The organism is Sporomusa sp. KB1, assembly GCF_007830295.1.
Classification (GTDB): Bacteria; Bacillota; Negativicutes; order Sporomusales; family Sporomusaceae; genus Sporomusa.
The window spans coordinates 1,960-17,676 of the sequence record NZ_VLKC01000002.1 but is presented as its reverse complement, the minus strand read 5'-3'; the positions used below and the strand labels follow the sequence as shown (position 1 = coordinate 17,676).

Below are 15,717 nucleotides of genomic sequence, written 5' to 3'. Positions count from 1 at the left end.
GGTGAGTATGAAACGTTTTAGTGCTTTTTTATTATGTATAGTAATGGTGTTTGGGCTTCTGGTAGTCGGCTGTGGCACAAATAAGCCGGCACAAAGTGCGCAGGGTGATGCTGCAGCTGATATAAAAGCGATTAAAGACCGCGGTTCACTAAAAGTTGGCGTTAAGGTTGATGTACCAAAGTTCGGTTTTAAAGATCCGCAAACAAATAAGATTGACGGCTTAGAGATTGATATTGCCCGGGCTGTTGCTAAAAAAATTCTTGGTGACCCTACTAAGGTTGATGTCCAGGGTGTAACTGCTAAGACACGAGGCCCGTTGCTTGATAATGGTGAAATTGATTTGGTAATTGCTACATTTACTATTACTGATGAACGCAAACAAAGTTATAATTTTTCCGAGCCATACTTTAAGGATGGCGTTGCCATGATGGTTAAGAAAAGCTCAGGTATTCAGTCTGTTAAAGATATGAATGGGAAGAAAATCGGTGTGGCACAAAGCGCGACTAGTCGTAAAGCACTGCAGGAAGAAGCCGATAAGGCTGGTGCTAAGGTTCAGTTCCTTGAGTTTGGTACCTATCCTGAAATTAAGACTGCTTTAGACTCAGGCCGTGTTGATGTATTTTCTGTTGACGGTTCAATCTTAGCCGGCTATCTTGATGACAGCACTACCATCTTGAACGATCGCTTTGCGCCCCAGGAGTACGGTGTGGCTTCGAAAAAATCTAACACTGCATTGGCTAAGGCGGTAGATGAAGTGATTGCTGAAATGAAAAAGAATGGTGAATTAGATAAATTAATTCAAAAGTGGGGTATTAAATAGTGAACGGACCTTTTGCGGACTATAAGTGGGTCGCATTAGCTCACGATTGGGCCGTATTTGGAGAAGGTTTTGCTAATACGGTGCTGGTATCGTTTTTTGCTCTTGTATTGGCCTTGGCGTTAGGTATCCTGTTTGGTGTATTGGGCAGTTCTAAGTTTACGTTTTTTCAAGCTATTACGCGGGTGTACGTAGAAAGCATTCAAAATACCCCGTTGGTAATTCAGGTGTTTTTTCTGTATCATGGGTTGCCTCACCTTGGTGTTATGCTGCCGATCTTTGCGGTAGGTGTATTAGGGGTAGGAATTTATCATGGAGCATATATCTCCGAGGTAGTACGTGCCGGCATCCAAGCTGTTCCGCGAGGGCAGCTTGAGGCTGCCTATTCACAGGGCTTTTCCTTCTGGAGTGCTATGCGTCATATTATTCTTCCGCAGGCGAAACGGATGGCTTTTCCACCGCTGACAAATCAAGCGGTAAGTCTGATAAAAAATACTTCTGTATTGGCCATGGTGGCAGGGGGAGAACTTATGTATCAGGCTGATTCTTGGTCATCTACTAACCTGTACTATGGACCCGCCTATGTTGCGACAGGGGTACTGTATATTATTCTTTGCCTGCCACTAGCAGCTTATGCTAGAAAACTGGAGCAAAAGGCGGCGGTGAATACATGATTAGTGATCTTTTTAAACCTGAAATTCTCTTATTTTTAGCTGATGGATTGCTAATCACGCTTGAAATTGCTATCTCATCCATTGTGCTTAGTCTGGTGCTGGGTATTGTTTTGGGTGTAGCCCGGTTTTCAGGTCAGCGTTTTTTTTCGCCAATTGCAGCCGTATATGTGGAAATAGTGCGAAATACCCCAACCTTATTGTTCATTCTCGGATTTAGGTTTATGACCAATTTACCGCCAGTGCAGGCAGGGATCGCTGCCATGACGGTATTTACCTCGGCTATTGTTGCGGAAATAGTTCGTGGTGGATTGAACTCTATCCCCCGTGGACAATGGGAGGCGGGCAAATCTCAAGGTTTGAATTATGTCCAGGTTCTTCGGTATATTGTGCTGCCCCAGGCGCTGAAAAATATGATTCCACCCCTTGTTTCACAGGGGACAACGGTTATAAAAGATACGTCATTTGTTTGGGCTGTCGGTATTGAAGAACTAACTGGCAAAGGTATGATTATTATGGGCAAATATGGTACGACGGCACAGGTGTTTACTCTCTTTGGGATGATTGCTGTCACTTATTTCGTATTAAATTATGCACTATCAACCTATGCCCGGTTATTACAACGTCGAATGACGCTGAGCAGTTCTTAAGCAGAATAACCAGGATAACTTTATCTTATAAAGGCCAGGCCCGTATACAGCAACATCGTTTAACCGTTTTGGCGGTAAAACGATGTTGCTTTCTTTGTATATGGTAAGTGAAAAAGCTATTGAAATTAGGAAAAATGAGTGCAGAGAAAGTATGGTATTAGGAAGCAACATTTAATGATATAATTAAGGTGCTGTCTTAAGAGTGCTCACATAGGAATAGGGGGATGGAGAAGTAGTATGGATTATATTACTTTATTTACAACAGCATTTCTTGTTGGACTATCTGGTGCCATGATGCCAGGACCCATGCTTACAGTGACAATAAGCGAAACGCCCAGACGGGGCTTTTGGGTAGGTCCGCAAATAGTTCTAGGTCACACTATTGTTGAATTGTTGCTGGTAGTTTGTCTGGCTGGCGGGCTTACCTACTATATTCAGCAATCTATCGTGACTGGAGGGATAGGGCTTATAGGAGGCTTAGTCCTGCTGTGGTTTGGCTGGGGAATATATATAAGTGCAAAAAACAGAGAAGTTTCGCTGGGTTTTTCAGAGTTGGGAAATAGTTCAGAAAGAACAATGGAACGGCAGTCTATGCGTCCTTGGATTTCGGGCATAATACTCAGCCTTACCAATCCGTACTGGTCTCTCTGGTGGGCTACGGTTGGTGTGAGCTATGTCGTGGTGGCGATGAGCTTGGGAACTATAGGTTTAATAACGTTTTTTGCGGGGCATATATTATCAGATTTGGCTTGGTTTTCCTTGGTTTCGTTTATCATTCATACTGGTCGTAGTTTTATTAGTGACAGGCTGTACCAAGGGGTACTGATGATTTGTGCAGCTTTTCTTATTTTGCTGGGTTGTTGGTTCTCTTATGATGGTTTTCAAAAGCTAGCATTGCTATAGAATAGAAAATGAATACCATGACGTTGTCGAATTTTGTTTGCCATTCAGCGTTAAGTATTTTGCACTATTCTCGATATATATAATAGGGTGGCATATTATACTTATTGTAAGAGGTGATTCTATGCAGAGCATATCATTAGATGAAATACAGCCAGGTATGTATTTATCAAAGCCGCTCATGGCAGCAGATGGTACCGTTTTATTGCATGAGGGCATAGAAATAAAGGAAAGATATATTCAGTATCTTCGCGATAAAGGGATTATATCTTTGTTTGTTGGAGATCCCCAAATCCCAGAGGTTGCTAAGGAAATAGAAGAAGAACGCGATGACCCCAAACAGCGGCAGCAGGCAATGACCGCCGCGAGGGAGGTTATCAACCACTTTCGTCTCGGCAAAGGGGTAAAGCTTGATCGAATAAAAAGCATTGTCAGCGACTTGGTCAACCAGCTTGACCAGAAGCCGGAAAATATGATTCATCTTTTGGATATGCGCCGTAAGGAAGAATATATGTTTTCGCATGCGGTAAATACGTGCATTTTATCGGTCATGACCGGTCTTGCCAAAGGATATGATAATAAGCAGCTGTATGAATTGGGTTTGGCGGCTATGTTTCATGATGTCGGCAAGGTTAAATTTTCCAGGAACCTGGCGCTGCAGTATCCTAACTATTTAACTAATGAAGGTATGGAGGAATACAAGCAGCATCCTTTTTACTCATTAGAGATTTTGCGGCAAAATGAGAACTTATCTGTTGCTATTGTTAATGCTTGTTTTCAACATCATGAACGCTGGAATGGCAGCGGTTATCCTATGGGGCTTACGGGAGATGCTATTTCCGAGTATGCGCAGATTATCAGTATTGCCGATGTGTATGACCGGTTGATTGCGGGAATGCCGCATCGCCGTCCTACTCCTGTGTATTATGCGGCTGCTATTTTGAATAAGGCGGCAGGAGAATATTTTAACCCGGAGCTTGTCGATAAATTTAACCAGAATGTGGCTATCTATCCTATGGGCAAAACGGTACGGCTTAATAACCGGCAAAGTGCCTTGATTTTAGGAGTCGGCATAAAAAGTAAAAATACTCCTGTGGTTCGCATTATCTCCAGCGAGGATGGTACCGAAGTCAACAAGCTTATTGAACTTGATTTGGAGAAAAACCCGGAAGTCTTCATTGTGGATTTTGACGAGATAAATGCCGGTCATGTCCAGGCTTATACGGAATATATTCCTACTAATTATATAAAAGGGAAAAATGTTTGATAGGGACAATGTTTTGAAAATTGCAATAGTAAAACTGCGATCTTCCTGATATGGCAGGAAAATCGTGGTTTTTTTATTATACGATATTATCTGATTTAAAAATACAAATTGTTGCAGGACATTTCATAGTTTAGCAGAATTTAAATGAATTGTTTGTTTTTTTCTCTATCCAGATGGAAAGGTTAACATTCCCTGGATAGAACGACTAAGGCTTCTGCCAGCGTCCTAAAGGACTTGGCATAAGCCAAGTCTTATTGTATCTTATCCGTGTGGGGGGACACTATGAAACAAGTACTGATGCTGATTTTGGTTATAATGGTGATTGGAAACTGGGGAGGTGGGGCAACATTTGCCGCCGTAGGGCCTAGTAGTTTAGATGTTGATAATCTTCCAGAGTTGGAAATGAGAAGTAATTCATTAGGTGGTAAACTTCTATTCTCAGATAGTCCGGAGATGGTTGAACATGATGGTATTTTGTATCAAGACCTGGTAGAAGGAAAGGTGCGTTTATTCTTCTACCATGTGAACGCATCGAGTGATGTTAAAAAGATGGCAGTACTATTAGAAAATAAGGGGAAAAAAACAGCGTATATTACTGTCAGTCAAGCTAGCCTTGGTGGACCGGGATACAACTGGATGGCGGTAGGAAAGGAAGCACAGACACAATATTTTTCTGAAAATAAGAGTGCTTCTTACCAGATCAATATTCCCCCAGGGGGCGTGAAGCAATTAGCAGCAGATATAGAATCCATGATGATGCCGAATATGCTGATTAATGGTATTTATGATTTATCAGTCGATGGCCCGGTCAATGTGAAAGTCGTGATGCTACCCGTCAATGAAGATAGTGTGAATTTTTCCAAAAAATTAAAGGTACTACCGGCAGATCAATGCCATTTACGAGGTACATTTGAGGGGGCCAACCGGGAAATTTCTCCGCTTAATGAGTATGATCCTGTTCATGATGGCGCAATAGGCATAACCTTAGCAGACAATCAAGTAGATGCTTACTTGCAGGGTATTGATGCTACTGATGGCAGCAAGGTTGTCAATTATGGAAATTATGGCGTCGTCTATCAAGTGCGGCTTCCTTCTAAAAAAGGCAGCAGAATTGCATGTTATCTTGTGCCGCTAGCTGGGCACTATGCCGGTGCTATAAAGATAAACCATCCTGAGGTATATTGGAGTCCACTGGCAATACCACGCGATAGGTTGTATTTCATCGGGAATCATAAACAGCAGGATTTTGCATTCTTAGGTACTTTTGAAAGCGGTGATCCACTGTCGTTTACTTTCAGCCCGCCAGGTGCATCGAACTTACCAGTAAAGATTGTCGTTGCACCACAGTAAGATATTTAATTTTCTAGGTTTACCGGAAAAGGAGCGATTAGATGAGTAGAACAAAATTTTTGGCAAAAATAATAATGGTTTATCTAATGACGATGCTATTTTCTGTTTGCAGCATCGGTAATGCTATGGCGGCAATAAATGACGATCACAAGGAACTTGTGGTTCAGGCCTATGAGAAATTGTTTGCACTTAAAAGTTACCATATGACATTGGAAACTACCGGCTCTATGTCTTTCCTGGGCCAAACCATGAACATGGTTATGAACGGCGAATGTGATACGCAAGTAAAACCGATGGTAGCCAAAAATGTTATGACCATTACCGTAGGTGACGCCTCTGCTAAAAATGAGCAAAAGATTGTGCAATATATTGAAGAAGCTAAAGGACAATTTGCGATATACTCCAATATGAATGGTTGTTGGGAGAAACAGTATATGCCCCAGTATAACCCGCTTGATGAATATGCTAGTTACTCCAAAGCCATCACCAGTGTGATTCCAGTTGAGGAGAATGCTGAGGTAGCGGTTTTTGCGGTTACCATGGATGGAAGTTATTTAAAGGAAAATTTGGAACAGGCTATGAATTCTACCAATATGAAAAAGGTAAGCTTCTCAGATGAACTTTTTAAGAATTTAGGTGATATTACATATCAGGTAACGATTAACAAAGAAACGGCTACTATTGTCAAAAGTGTTATAGATATGTCGGGAATTTTAGCTGCAATTGGTAATAATATCGCTAATGATAAGGCGGTTCCTGCCGAACAGAAGTCGATCATTCAGGGTGTATTTAGCAATACTAGGCTGGTTACTACCGTAGTTTTTTCTAAATTTAATAGTGTAGATAAGATTGTTATTCCCAATGAAGTTAAAGTGAATAGTCTGCCTACCAAGCTTATCTAGATATGCTAAATTTAAGACTTTACATAAAAGCTTTGTCCTAGGTATGTCAATGGTGCTGTTGCTTAATTTATTTTGTATGTATATTTTGTGGAAATAGTTGGTTTTGGTATATGCCTGGGGATATGAAGCAACAGATCATTAAGCAGGGAAATAAAGAGGCCGCAATGCAAGGTTTTGTTTGATTAGTAAGGTTATAACGGACGGACAGGAGGCTGAAAAATGAAACATATGCTTACAATTAACGGTAATCATGCTACGGTATCCTTAGATGGGAAAATATATGCACATGATGCGGGAATAATCCGGGATGAACTTCTAGCAGCAATCGAAGGTGGCGTTACCGATATTAGTATGGAGCTTTCACGGCTGGAGTATATTGATAGCTCTGGTTTGGGAGTGTTAGTAATGGTTCATAAACGTACTCTGGATAAGAATGGTAAGCTTGTATTGAAGGGTATTCAAGGGATGGCGGCTGAGATATTAAAACGGACAAGGCTTGATAAGGTTTTACATATCGAGTAAGGTGGGTTAGTTTGCTAGCTGTTAAAATTAATAGAAATGGTAAGAAGGCTCTAGGCTGAAAGATAGGAAATTCAGTCTAGAGCCAAACTTATTCGAAGATTGCTTGTTCTTAGTTTGATTGAGGGAGAGATCATGCTGTGGTAGTTCAAAAGTTAGGACAGATACAATTATTGCTGGATAATATGCCAAGTTTGGCTTGGATGAAAAACAGGAATGGACAATACCTTATAATTAACAGGCTTTTTGAGCAATTTGGCATTAAAAACGGAATTTTAAGGTTATCACTGGCGGGATACACTTTTTTGGGGCAGCACAACCGGCTAAGTGTGAACTGGTACCTGTATTTAGTGGTTACCTGGGAATGTTTGATAAGGCTGAAGTACAGACAAAGGTAATGCCTTTTAAGCCGGGAGAAATATATTGCATGCTGAGCGATGGCGCCTCTGACCTGCTTGAAATATTTGGAGTACGTAGACAGGAAAATTTTGGTCAGTATGTAAACTGGTTTAAAAAATTAGCATGTCAGCCTGAACGAATGGATGATTACTCTGTCGTTTGTATTGAAATTGTGGAGAAAAACACAAAAATAAGCATATGCAATATCCAAAACCCTGCCGAGCTTGCTCAGGCGCAAGTAATGATAGCCGAGTTCCTTGCGCAACATGCGCCAACATGCGTTGTCCTGTTTGAGGTAGCGATTAATGAGGCCGTTAACAATGGTCTAGTCGCCAGTGAACGTATTCAAGTGAAACTGAAACGAACAGGTAGCAGAATAGTCGTAAGAGTTAAAGACAACGGTACAGGTTTTAGCACTAAACAGGTAAATGCCCTAGGTGTAAAGGATGTAGACAATGAGTTTGAACAATTGGGCCTGTCAGAGCGAGGCCGGGGAATTATGATGATGAAAATGTTTTGTGATCAAATAATCTATAATGCGCTAGGCAACGAAGTACTGCTAATGAAAAAAATTTAGATAAACAGCCAAAAAAGAAAACACGGCTTGCGCCGAGTTTTCTTTTTTGGCGCAAGCCGATGTGATGGTACTCTTATCCTGCTTTTAAGAAGTTAAACTTTCTGTTAGGGTAAAAATAAGGAAACTCCTTTGCTGGAAGCAAAGGAGTTTGTATCCTAGTAACGTCTGTTGTTTTGTTGGCTAAAGCACTCTCTGCAATAAACAGGACGATCACTGCTTGGACGGAAAGGTACTTGGGTTTGGCAACCACAAGCTGCGCAGGTTACGTCATGCATTTCACGTTGTTGGAAGTTGGAGTTGCGGCCACCACCAAAACCACCACGGTTTTGTTGTTTGCGAGCTGCACGGCATTCCGGGCAACGGCCAGGCTCATTGGTGAACCCTTTTTCTGCAAAGAAATCTTGTTCTGATGCTGAGAATACGAACTCAGCGCCGCAATCGCGGCATGTTAATGTTTTGTCTTCGGCCATGTTATATGACCTCCTCATAAAGATTACCCTGGCTTAACTTTAGAAGATTTACTCATTGGGCTTCTCTAAATGAGAAGGACTAATGGAAATATTCCTTGTGCCTATAGGGACAATTATAATTATACTATCATACTAGGGAAAAGTAAAGTCCTTTTTACATTTTAATTGTTATCGTTAAAAATTAACTAATCATGGAATATAGTATAGTGAATGACAAAGGAGGGGGAAAAGAATGGCTAGGATATGTCTTGATCCCGGCCATGCAGGCGGGAATATTGATCCAGGCGCAGTTAATGGTAAAACGGGGTTACAAGAGGCGACAGTAAATTTAACCATTGCTAGTCAGGTGAAAAAGCATTTGGTAGTTGCTGGCTATGAGGTGTTGATGACTAGAACTAAGGAAGAACAGGCAGAGACTGATAGTTTGGAGTATAGGTGTGAACTGGCTAATAATTGGGGAGCTGACTTAGTGGTGTCTCTTCATTGCAATTCAGCTGCCAGTGAACAAGCTAATGGGACTGAGATTTATACAACAGTGGGAGAGACCGATGGGGATCGTTTAGCTACTTGCATTATAAATCAGGTAACAGCCAGTTTTTCAGACTTACAGCTTAGGGCTGATTGGGATGATGGTGATCCGGACAAGGAGCAGAATTTCTATATATTGCGTTATACGGATGCGCCGGCAGTGCTTTTGGAGATGGCCTTCATTTCTAATCCTGAGGAAGCTGCCAAACTGGCAGGCTTAGCTTGGCAGACAGAGATGTCGCGAGCGGTAGCGCGAGGAATTAGTGATTATTTCGTGTAAAATTGTTGGCTTGTAAGGCCTTGCAGTCTATTTTAGATTGCAGGGCCTTTTTAGCGATTATCCTATTGTTTTAGAAAAAGGTACTTGTTACAAAAAAAGTGGCTCTGGCAGAAACAACTAACTGATTTGTATTGTTAAAAATATCTGTTGTTGCAACAATGGTTCTGCTGCCATTATGGATTACCAATCCAACAGCAGTGAGCGTCTCCTGGCAGGGAACATTACGAATATAATTTAAGTTCATGTCAAGAGTGACTACCTTTTTACCAGTAGTGGTACAGGCCATCCCCATGGCGGTATCGGCTAAGGCAGCCAGTGCACCACCATGCGCCGAATTATAAAAGTTAGTATGTTTGTTTTTTATCGGCATGGATAGGGTGGCTTTGCCAGGCTCCAATTCAATAATCTCCATTTGCAGCAATGCCACAAAAGGATTTTCAGAATAAATAGTATATAAATGATCTTTTAACAGTGATAGATCTGTCATAGCTTGCCTCCCTGAGTGTAATGATATTATTGTACCACAAAGCTACAAAAATTGGTTCCGCTTAGTTTGGTAGGATAATCCTTTTTTAGCGCGAAGACTGTATCTTAGGGAGGGAAGGAATATGGCAAACATCATAAAGGCGCTTTATAACCGCAACTACCGGATTTTTTTTACAGGTCAGGGCTTGTCTGTTATTGGAACATGGATGCAAAATATCGCCTTAAGCTGGTTAAGTTATCGTCTTACTGATTCAGCACTTATGTTGGGTTGGGTGGCCTTTATGGGGCAGATTCCAAACTTTGTGTTGGCACCCTTTGCTGGTGTATGGCTTGATCGATTTGGGAAACGCAGGGTGCTTATAGTAACTCAGTTGCTTAGCCTAGTGCAGGCTTTACTTTTAGCTTGGCTTACTTTACATGATATGATTGGGATTGAGCACATTTTGTTTTTAAGCCTGTTTTTGGGTTGTGTTAATGCTTTTGACGTGCCGGCACGCCATGCTATTTCGGTGGAGATGATAGATACCCAGGAAGAACGACAGAATGCTATTGCTTTAAATTCAGTTACATATAATATGGCGAGGCTGTTGGGGCCATTGATAGCAGGTATTCTTATTCCATTGATTGGTGAAGGCTATTGTTTTGGGCTTAACGTTATCAGCTACTGTATTTCTCTTGTATCCCTTGTTGCTTTACGACTAAAATTGGTAAGTAGCAAACAGTTTCATAACAATATGCTTGAACATTTTAAAGAAGGTTATGCATATACCTTTAAGCAACTGCCACTGCGCAACATTCTGGTATTGTTGGGAATTATTAGTCTGACTGCAATGCCCTATACGGTATTGTTGCCGGTGTTTGTATCGAAAAATTTAGGTGCCAGTGCAGGGGTTATGGGATTTTTGATGGCGGTTTCTGGTTGTGGTTCGCTGCTGGCAGCTCTTGCTATTGCTTCCAGGTCGGAATTTCAGGGCTTAGAGAAGTTATTGGTTGTTGCTGCTACTACCATCGGAATTGGGCTTATTGGTTTTATGTTGCCTGCGAGCCTGTGGTTATCTACTGTACTGATGTTTATCCTGGGCATTGGTTTTTTGATCCAGGTTGTCGGCAGCAATACCTTATTGCAGTGTATGGTGGATGATTCAATGCGAGGCAGGGTGATGAGTTTTTACACGATGATATTGATGGGAATTGGGCCGATAGGCAGTTTGCTTGCCGGCTTTTTGACAAGCCAGATAGGTGTAGTTTATACACTGGCGGTAGGGGGCGTATGCTCATTAGCGGGTGCTTTTTATTTTGGTCGGCATTTATCGGTTTTCCGTGTTCAGGCCTGTCCGATTTACGTCAAGTCAGGTAGTCTTTCTTCGCGGGATGAATGCCGGTTTTGAACATATTAAGGTATTGTTATAAAAAAAAATCCCAATACTATATTCGTGAAGGTTGATCCTTTGCGACGAGTTAAGACTCCCGCCTCTACAGGCGGCGTTTGTTCAGGTGGGGTAGACTCCCCACCTGAACCCGCCGATGTTTCAGCTATGCTGAAGCAAGTTCACTTCATTCTGGATAAGACGGAGGAAATTCAATGAAAAAATTTGTGTGCACCATTTGCGGGTATGTTCATCAAGGAGAAGAGCCTCCGGAGAAATGCCCGGTTTGTAAAGCCAGCAAAGATAAGTTTAAAGAAATGACAGGAGATCTGGCATGGGCAGATGAGCACAGGATCGGGGTTATGCAAGCAGTTCCGGTAGAGATAGTAGAAGGTTTAAGGGCTAATTTTATGGGTGAATGCACTGAAGTGGGCATGTATCTGGCCATGTCACGTCAAGCAGACCGGCAAGGATACCCCGAGGTGGCAGAAGCCTATAAGCGGATTGCATTTGAGGAAGCCGAGCATGCTGCGAAATTTGCGGAACTGTTGGGCGAGGTAGTTGTAGCCGATACCAAAGCCAATCTAAGTGCAAGAGTCGAGGCTGAATATGGAGCCTGTGATGGCAAAAAACAACTGGCTATATTAGCAAAACAACACAATTTAGATGCCATCCATGATACCGTTCATGAAATGTGTAAGGACGAAGCACGGCATGGGTGCGCTTTTAAGGGGTTGCTTGACAGATATTTCAAATAAAAGGGGGCGCAGGAAAGATGGCAAAAATAAATTGTACGGTTACTAGTTGTTCGCATAATAATTCCGGTATATGTTATGCCAATTGTGTTGATATAGTTGGTAATTCAGCTACCGAGCAAAGTCATACTTGCTGTGGGTCTTATTTGAACAAGCTCCATTATTCCCAGTTGACCAGCAATGTGTTAAATTCTGGTTCTTGTGATTGTTTAAAATGCGCAGTTGAAACCTGTATATATAACGATAACAAACTTTGCCGGTTAGATACTATTCAGGTTAGTGGAGACAAGGTGGAATATCACACGCAAACAGAGTGCGATAGTTTTAAACATAGAGTTAGCTAATGGAAGCAGAAGCGCAAAAGGGCCCTGTATGGGTGTTTTATCATTAAATTTTGAACGATAATTTAGAGGACGTGATTTTATTGAAACGATTATTGCGGTATTTTGCGCAAGCAGTTTCTCGCTACCAAGACCTGGCCCTACTTATATTCCGTCTAGGCTTAGGTGGAATGTTTATGTGGCATGGTTGGCCTAAGATTATCGGTGGAACTGAAAAATGGGCAGGGCTTGGCAAGGCGATGGGGACTTTTGGGATTGATTTTGCCCCGGTTTTTTGGGGATTCATGTCCAGCTTTGCTGAGTTTGGCGGCGGGCTGCTTTTGGCGCTTGGTCTATTTTACCGTCCAGCCTGTTTGTTACTGGTTAGCAATATGATAGTAGCTTTCACCAGTCAGATGATCGGCGGTACAGGTCTGCAGAAAGCATCGCAGTCGCTGGAGGATGGGATAAGCTTTTTCGGCGCGGCTTTTATTGGTCCAGGTAAATACAGCTTAGATTATTATATGGGGATTGAGAAGTCAGCAGAAAAAAGGACTCATAACACGTTTTAGGGAGTAATCTCTGAAAGTTTATGTAGCAAAGAATCTTGACAAAATACATCTGTACTGTTATATTATACTCAATCTACTGCTTTTGACTGAAAAATGCATAAGATAAAAGTAGTGTTACAATTGATTACATAGCTATCCTAAAGACTGTGAAGAGGAGAGTAGCCTTCAATTACAGCGCAGAGAACCGGCGGTTGGTGAAAGTCCGGACTGGAGTTGAATCGTGAAGTACACCTCAGAGTTGCTAGCTGAAGGGTTCAACTATTATAATTTTGAACTTGGTAGGCGTGGTCGGAACTTCCGCCGTTATTGGGAAGGGAGTATCGGTAAGCTTAGTGCTTTGCTGCCCGTACTCTGCAGAGGCGGAGTCAATAACCAATCCGGTTTAACGACTCTACAAGGGTGGTATCGCGGGAATATACTCCCGTCCCTTATTTAATTAAGGGGCGGGAGTTTTTTAATATTCAGAGGGAAAGGTTAACTTTCCCTGGATTGAACGACTAAGGCTTCTGCCGGCGTCCTAGAGGATTTCCCCACAAGCCAAGTCTTTCATATATTTCATTTTAGGAGGGATTTTTGCAGAAAATTGCTAGGATGTTAGCAAAAGTAGGAAGGGGATTAAAATGGAGACCTTAGTATTCACTCTGTTGCCAATTGTTGTTATTTTAGCTATGCTGATCATTTGGAAACAGGCAGCAGATGTAAGTGGCATTGTAGGATGGTTAGCGATTTCAGTAGTTGCTTATTTTGTATTTCAGACGAGTATTGAAGTAATACTACGTTCGACAGTTGCAGGTTTTATTAGATCATTTGCTGTTTCGCTTATTGTAGCGACTTCCTTGTTACAAATGGCTTTTATGGAACAAACAGGGGCGCTTAAGCGAATTATCATTTTTATCAAAACAATAGCCAGTGAAAGCCGGGGAATTCAAATTATGCTGATTAATATTGGATTCGGTACCTTAATGGTATCAGTTGGTGCAACTCCGGTTTCGCTTTTGCCGCCGATACTTTTGGCGATGGGTTACTCGACTACGGTTGCTATTGCTTTGCCTGCAATAGGGTATGACTCTTTGTGTACCTATGCGCTTTTAGGTGCTCCAATTGTTGTGTTTGTCGATGTAGCCAACAGTTTTTTCGGTAAAGGAAACGAGATTAGCTTGGCACAGGCGGGAATGGCTTTTTACATGTTTCTGCCAGTAGTTTCTACCTTAATTGGACTGTGTATGCTCTGGATTGTAGGACAATGGAGAGGAATCAAAGAAGGCTTAATTCCTTGCCTGATTACTGGAACGATCATTGGTATCGTATCATATTTCACTAACAAATATGATAATTTAGTCGTACTTACAGGGGTGTTATGTGGCATTGCTGTCATTATAGCCATGGTAATGTTGCTGGTTTTATCAGGGAAAAATGTAATTGATAAGAGTAAACTAACTGCCGAGGAGATTGCGTACGAGCGTCAATATTCTTTGTGGCGAGCACTAACTCCCTGGATTATATTGATCGTTCTTATTCTACTATTAAACATACCAAAAGACATCTTTAATTTCTTATATAGAACGCTAAAGTTACCAATTACTGGTATAACGGCTAATGGTAGTGCAATTGATACGAGAGCGTTGTGGAACGCATATACATGGATATTGATCAGTACTATTATGTCAATACCATTTATTCGCCCCACGAGTCAACAAATCAAAAGGACTCTGACTAGCTGGTGGAAACGGGCTCCAAGACCGGTTTTTTCCGCGGCCATATTTTTTTCCATAGGTGAAATCATGAATATGTCTGGCTACAGTATGGCCACAGGACAGTTTGAAACAGCTAGTATGGTGAAAGTGCTGGCAGATTACTCCGCTATCTATTTTCACGATACATACGGGGCTATCGTAGCGTTTATCGGGTTGTTTGGTGGATTTATTACTGGCAGTGAGGCATCAACAATTGCTATGTTTGCAAAATATACGATGACAACAGCGAAGAACCTTGATATGACTTTATTAGGGACAATTATTATTACAGCCGGGCTGGCTTTTGGAGGTGGTCTGGCAAGTGTGATATCTCCAGCCAAACTACAAAATGCGGCGGCTTCTATTGATAAATTAGGACAGGAAAACCAGATTATTCGCACCGCTTTCATATTTTCATTGATTATAACATTGATTACTTCGCTTTTTGTTTTACTATTACTAAAGATAGCTGTTTGATTCTTAAAAACTAAAAGCGGTAGTTTAGTTACTTGTGACTGGTGTCAGCCGATATTTACCGAAATCCTGGCGCGTGCGGGCGTTGGAGAGGAATGGGCTGAAGAAATATTGGCCGAACGATAATTAATGGTAACGATCCAAAATGGTCTAACCTTTCGTAAAGGAGGTTAGACCATTTCCTTTTGTAAAAAATAGTTGACATGTTACAAGTAAAATGATATTCTATAAGAGTCGCTGTAAGCGGCGGAAATAATTGGCATGAATAATTTTATTGACATAACGAAAGCTAAATGCTAGAATAAAATTCCGTCACAAACAGACGAAATGTTCGGGCAAATCAAATTATGTTTTATATGATGCGTCCGTAACTAGTGCATTCCATGCACGACGGTCTCGGGAAAAGAGTATTGTCCATAATACGTCCTCGACACCAGCACATCCCATGTGCATCGTTCCTTGAAAACTGAACAGTGTAAGTAATGCATCATAAAAGCCAGATGTGCGTGCGTACTACCAAGGTCATTGCAAGCGAAAGCGAAGCAATTTCATTTGATAGTACAACCAAAAAACAATTTCTTAATTTGATTTATAGAGCCAACAAATGGCTTCAATAAAAATCTTTATTGGAGAGTTTGATCCTGGCTCAGGACGAACGCTGGCGGCGTGCCTAACACATG

General features: G+C 41.6%; 17 protein-coding genes and 1 other annotated feature. Of the genes, 15 read left to right on the top strand and 2 right to left on the bottom strand.

Features of this window, described 5'->3' with window-relative positions:
- Positions 1–7: 7 nt before the first annotated feature.
- The 9 genes from SALPA_RS03935 to SALPA_RS03895 all read left to right on the top strand — a co-directional run bounded on the left by SALPA_RS03935 (position 8) and on the right by SALPA_RS03895 (position 8,052).
- Complete coding sequence (locus SALPA_RS03935) at positions 8–820, top strand: transporter substrate-binding domain-containing protein (protein WP_145089883.1); 813 nt, start codon at positions 8–10, stop codon at positions 818–820.
- Entirely contained in the window at positions 820–1,491 is a 672-nt protein-coding gene (locus SALPA_RS03930; RefSeq protein WP_145089880.1) for an amino acid ABC transporter permease, read from the top strand. Before SALPA_RS03935 ends, SALPA_RS03930 begins: the two co-directional genes overlap by 1 nt.
- Positions 1,488–2,138, top strand: coding sequence for an amino acid ABC transporter permease (locus SALPA_RS03925; protein ID WP_145089876.1), 651 nt, complete (start codon positions 1,488–1,490; stop codon positions 2,136–2,138). Before SALPA_RS03930 ends, SALPA_RS03925 begins: the two co-directional genes overlap by 4 nt.
- 237 nt (positions 2,139–2,375) lie before the next feature.
- On the top strand, positions 2,376–3,041 hold the full coding sequence (locus SALPA_RS03920; protein ID WP_145089872.1) for a LysE family transporter: 666 nt from the start codon (positions 2,376–2,378) through the stop codon (positions 3,039–3,041).
- Positions 3,042–3,162: 121 nt separating this feature from the next.
- Positions 3,163–4,305 (top strand): HD-GYP domain-containing protein, encoded by a 1,143-nt coding sequence (locus SALPA_RS03915; RefSeq protein WP_255450754.1) that lies wholly within the window; start codon positions 3,163–3,165, stop codon positions 4,303–4,305.
- A 282-nt stretch (positions 4,306–4,587) separates the two neighbouring features.
- Entirely contained in the window at positions 4,588–5,655 is a 1,068-nt protein-coding gene (locus SALPA_RS03910) for a hypothetical protein (protein ID WP_145089869.1), read from the top strand.
- Between the two features lie 41 nt (positions 5,656–5,696).
- Positions 5,697–6,557, top strand: a complete 861-nt coding sequence (locus SALPA_RS03905) for a DUF6612 family protein (RefSeq protein ID WP_145089866.1) — start codon at positions 5,697–5,699, stop codon at positions 6,555–6,557.
- Between the two features lie 219 nt (positions 6,558–6,776).
- Positions 6,777–7,079, top strand: a complete 303-nt coding sequence (locus SALPA_RS03900; RefSeq protein ID WP_145089863.1) for an STAS domain-containing protein — start codon at positions 6,777–6,779, stop codon at positions 7,077–7,079.
- Between the two features lie 361 nt (positions 7,080–7,440).
- Complete coding sequence (locus SALPA_RS03895; RefSeq protein WP_145089860.1) at positions 7,441–8,052, top strand: ATP-binding protein; 612 nt, start codon at positions 7,441–7,443, stop codon at positions 8,050–8,052.
- 155 nt (positions 8,053–8,207) lie between these two features.
- Here SALPA_RS03895 and SALPA_RS03890 read toward each other — a convergent pair whose 3' ends face one another.
- Positions 8,208–8,522 (bottom strand): zinc-ribbon domain containing protein, encoded by a 315-nt coding sequence (locus SALPA_RS03890; protein WP_021168948.1) that lies wholly within the window; start codon positions 8,520–8,522, stop codon positions 8,208–8,210.
- 232 nt (positions 8,523–8,754) lie between these two features.
- Here SALPA_RS03890 and SALPA_RS03885 point away from each other — a divergent pair, with 232 nt between their 5' ends.
- Complete coding sequence (locus SALPA_RS03885) at positions 8,755–9,330, top strand: N-acetylmuramoyl-L-alanine amidase (RefSeq protein ID WP_145089857.1); 576 nt, start codon at positions 8,755–8,757, stop codon at positions 9,328–9,330.
- Between the two features lie 70 nt (positions 9,331–9,400).
- Here SALPA_RS03885 and SALPA_RS03880 read toward each other — a convergent pair whose 3' ends face one another.
- Positions 9,401–9,817, bottom strand: a complete 417-nt coding sequence (locus SALPA_RS03880) for a PaaI family thioesterase (protein ID WP_145089854.1) — start codon at positions 9,815–9,817, stop codon at positions 9,401–9,403.
- 121 nt (positions 9,818–9,938) lie between these two features.
- On the opposite strand from SALPA_RS03880, the gene SALPA_RS03875 reads away from it, so the two are divergent.
- The 5 genes from SALPA_RS03875 to SALPA_RS03855 all read left to right on the top strand — a co-directional run bounded on the left by SALPA_RS03875 (position 9,939) and on the right by SALPA_RS03855 (position 15,040).
- Entirely contained in the window at positions 9,939–11,204 is a 1,266-nt protein-coding gene (locus SALPA_RS03875; RefSeq protein ID WP_145089851.1) for an MFS transporter, read from the top strand.
- 194 nt (positions 11,205–11,398) lie between these two features.
- Positions 11,399–11,941 (top strand): NADH peroxidase, encoded by a 543-nt coding sequence (locus SALPA_RS03870; protein WP_145089846.1) that lies wholly within the window; start codon positions 11,399–11,401, stop codon positions 11,939–11,941.
- 17 nt (positions 11,942–11,958) lie between these two features.
- Positions 11,959–12,282: a DUF1540 domain-containing protein gene (locus tag SALPA_RS03865; protein WP_145089843.1), complete on the top strand. Its 324-nt coding sequence runs from the start codon at positions 11,959–11,961 to the stop codon at positions 12,280–12,282.
- A 71-nt stretch (positions 12,283–12,353) separates the two neighbouring features.
- Entirely contained in the window at positions 12,354–12,830 is a 477-nt protein-coding gene (locus tag SALPA_RS03860; protein ID WP_255451397.1) for a DoxX family protein, read from the top strand.
- A gap of 137 nt (positions 12,831–12,967) precedes the next feature.
- Positions 12,968–13,262 (top strand) — a binding site (T-box leader).
- 188 nt (positions 13,263–13,450) lie between these two features.
- On the top strand, positions 13,451–15,040 hold the full coding sequence (locus SALPA_RS03855; protein WP_145089840.1) for an L-lactate permease: 1,590 nt from the start codon (positions 13,451–13,453) through the stop codon (positions 15,038–15,040).
- Positions 15,041–15,717: the final 677 nt, after the last annotated feature.

Bases quoted from the DNA above. Each gene is read 5' to 3' on its own strand.
- SALPA_RS03910 (WP_145089869.1), top strand. From the start codon at position 4,588: ATGAAACAAGTACTGATGCTGATTTTGGTTATAATGGTGATTGGAAAC.
- SALPA_RS03865 (WP_145089843.1), top strand. From the start codon at position 11,959: ATGGCAAAAATAAATTGTACGGTTACTAGTTGTTCGCATAATAATTCC.
- SALPA_RS03885 (WP_145089857.1), top strand. From the start codon at position 8,755: ATGGCTAGGATATGTCTTGATCCCGGCCATGCAGGCGGGAATATTGAT.
- SALPA_RS03890 (WP_021168948.1), bottom strand. From the start codon at position 8,522: ATGGCCGAAGACAAAACATTAACATGCCGCGATTGCGGCGCTGAGTTC.
- SALPA_RS03895 (WP_145089860.1), top strand. From the start codon at position 7,441: ATGTTTGATAAGGCTGAAGTACAGACAAAGGTAATGCCTTTTAAGCCG.
- SALPA_RS03920 (WP_145089872.1), top strand. From the start codon at position 2,376: ATGGATTATATTACTTTATTTACAACAGCATTTCTTGTTGGACTATCT.
- SALPA_RS03875 (WP_145089851.1), top strand. From the start codon at position 9,939: ATGGCAAACATCATAAAGGCGCTTTATAACCGCAACTACCGGATTTTT.
- SALPA_RS03880 (WP_145089854.1), bottom strand. From the start codon at position 9,817: ATGACAGATCTATCACTGTTAAAAGATCATTTATATACTATTTATTCT.
- SALPA_RS03900 (WP_145089863.1), top strand. From the start codon at position 6,777: ATGAAACATATGCTTACAATTAACGGTAATCATGCTACGGTATCCTTA.
- SALPA_RS03925 (WP_145089876.1), top strand. From the start codon at position 1,488: ATGATTAGTGATCTTTTTAAACCTGAAATTCTCTTATTTTTAGCTGAT.
- SALPA_RS03935 (WP_145089883.1), top strand. From the start codon at position 8: ATGAAACGTTTTAGTGCTTTTTTATTATGTATAGTAATGGTGTTTGGG.
- SALPA_RS03915 (WP_255450754.1), top strand. From the start codon at position 3,163: ATGCAGAGCATATCATTAGATGAAATACAGCCAGGTATGTATTTATCA.
- SALPA_RS03905 (WP_145089866.1), top strand. From the start codon at position 5,697: ATGAGTAGAACAAAATTTTTGGCAAAAATAATAATGGTTTATCTAATG.
- SALPA_RS03855 (WP_145089840.1), top strand. From the start codon at position 13,451: ATGGAGACCTTAGTATTCACTCTGTTGCCAATTGTTGTTATTTTAGCT.
- SALPA_RS03870 (WP_145089846.1), top strand. From the start codon at position 11,399: ATGAAAAAATTTGTGTGCACCATTTGCGGGTATGTTCATCAAGGAGAA.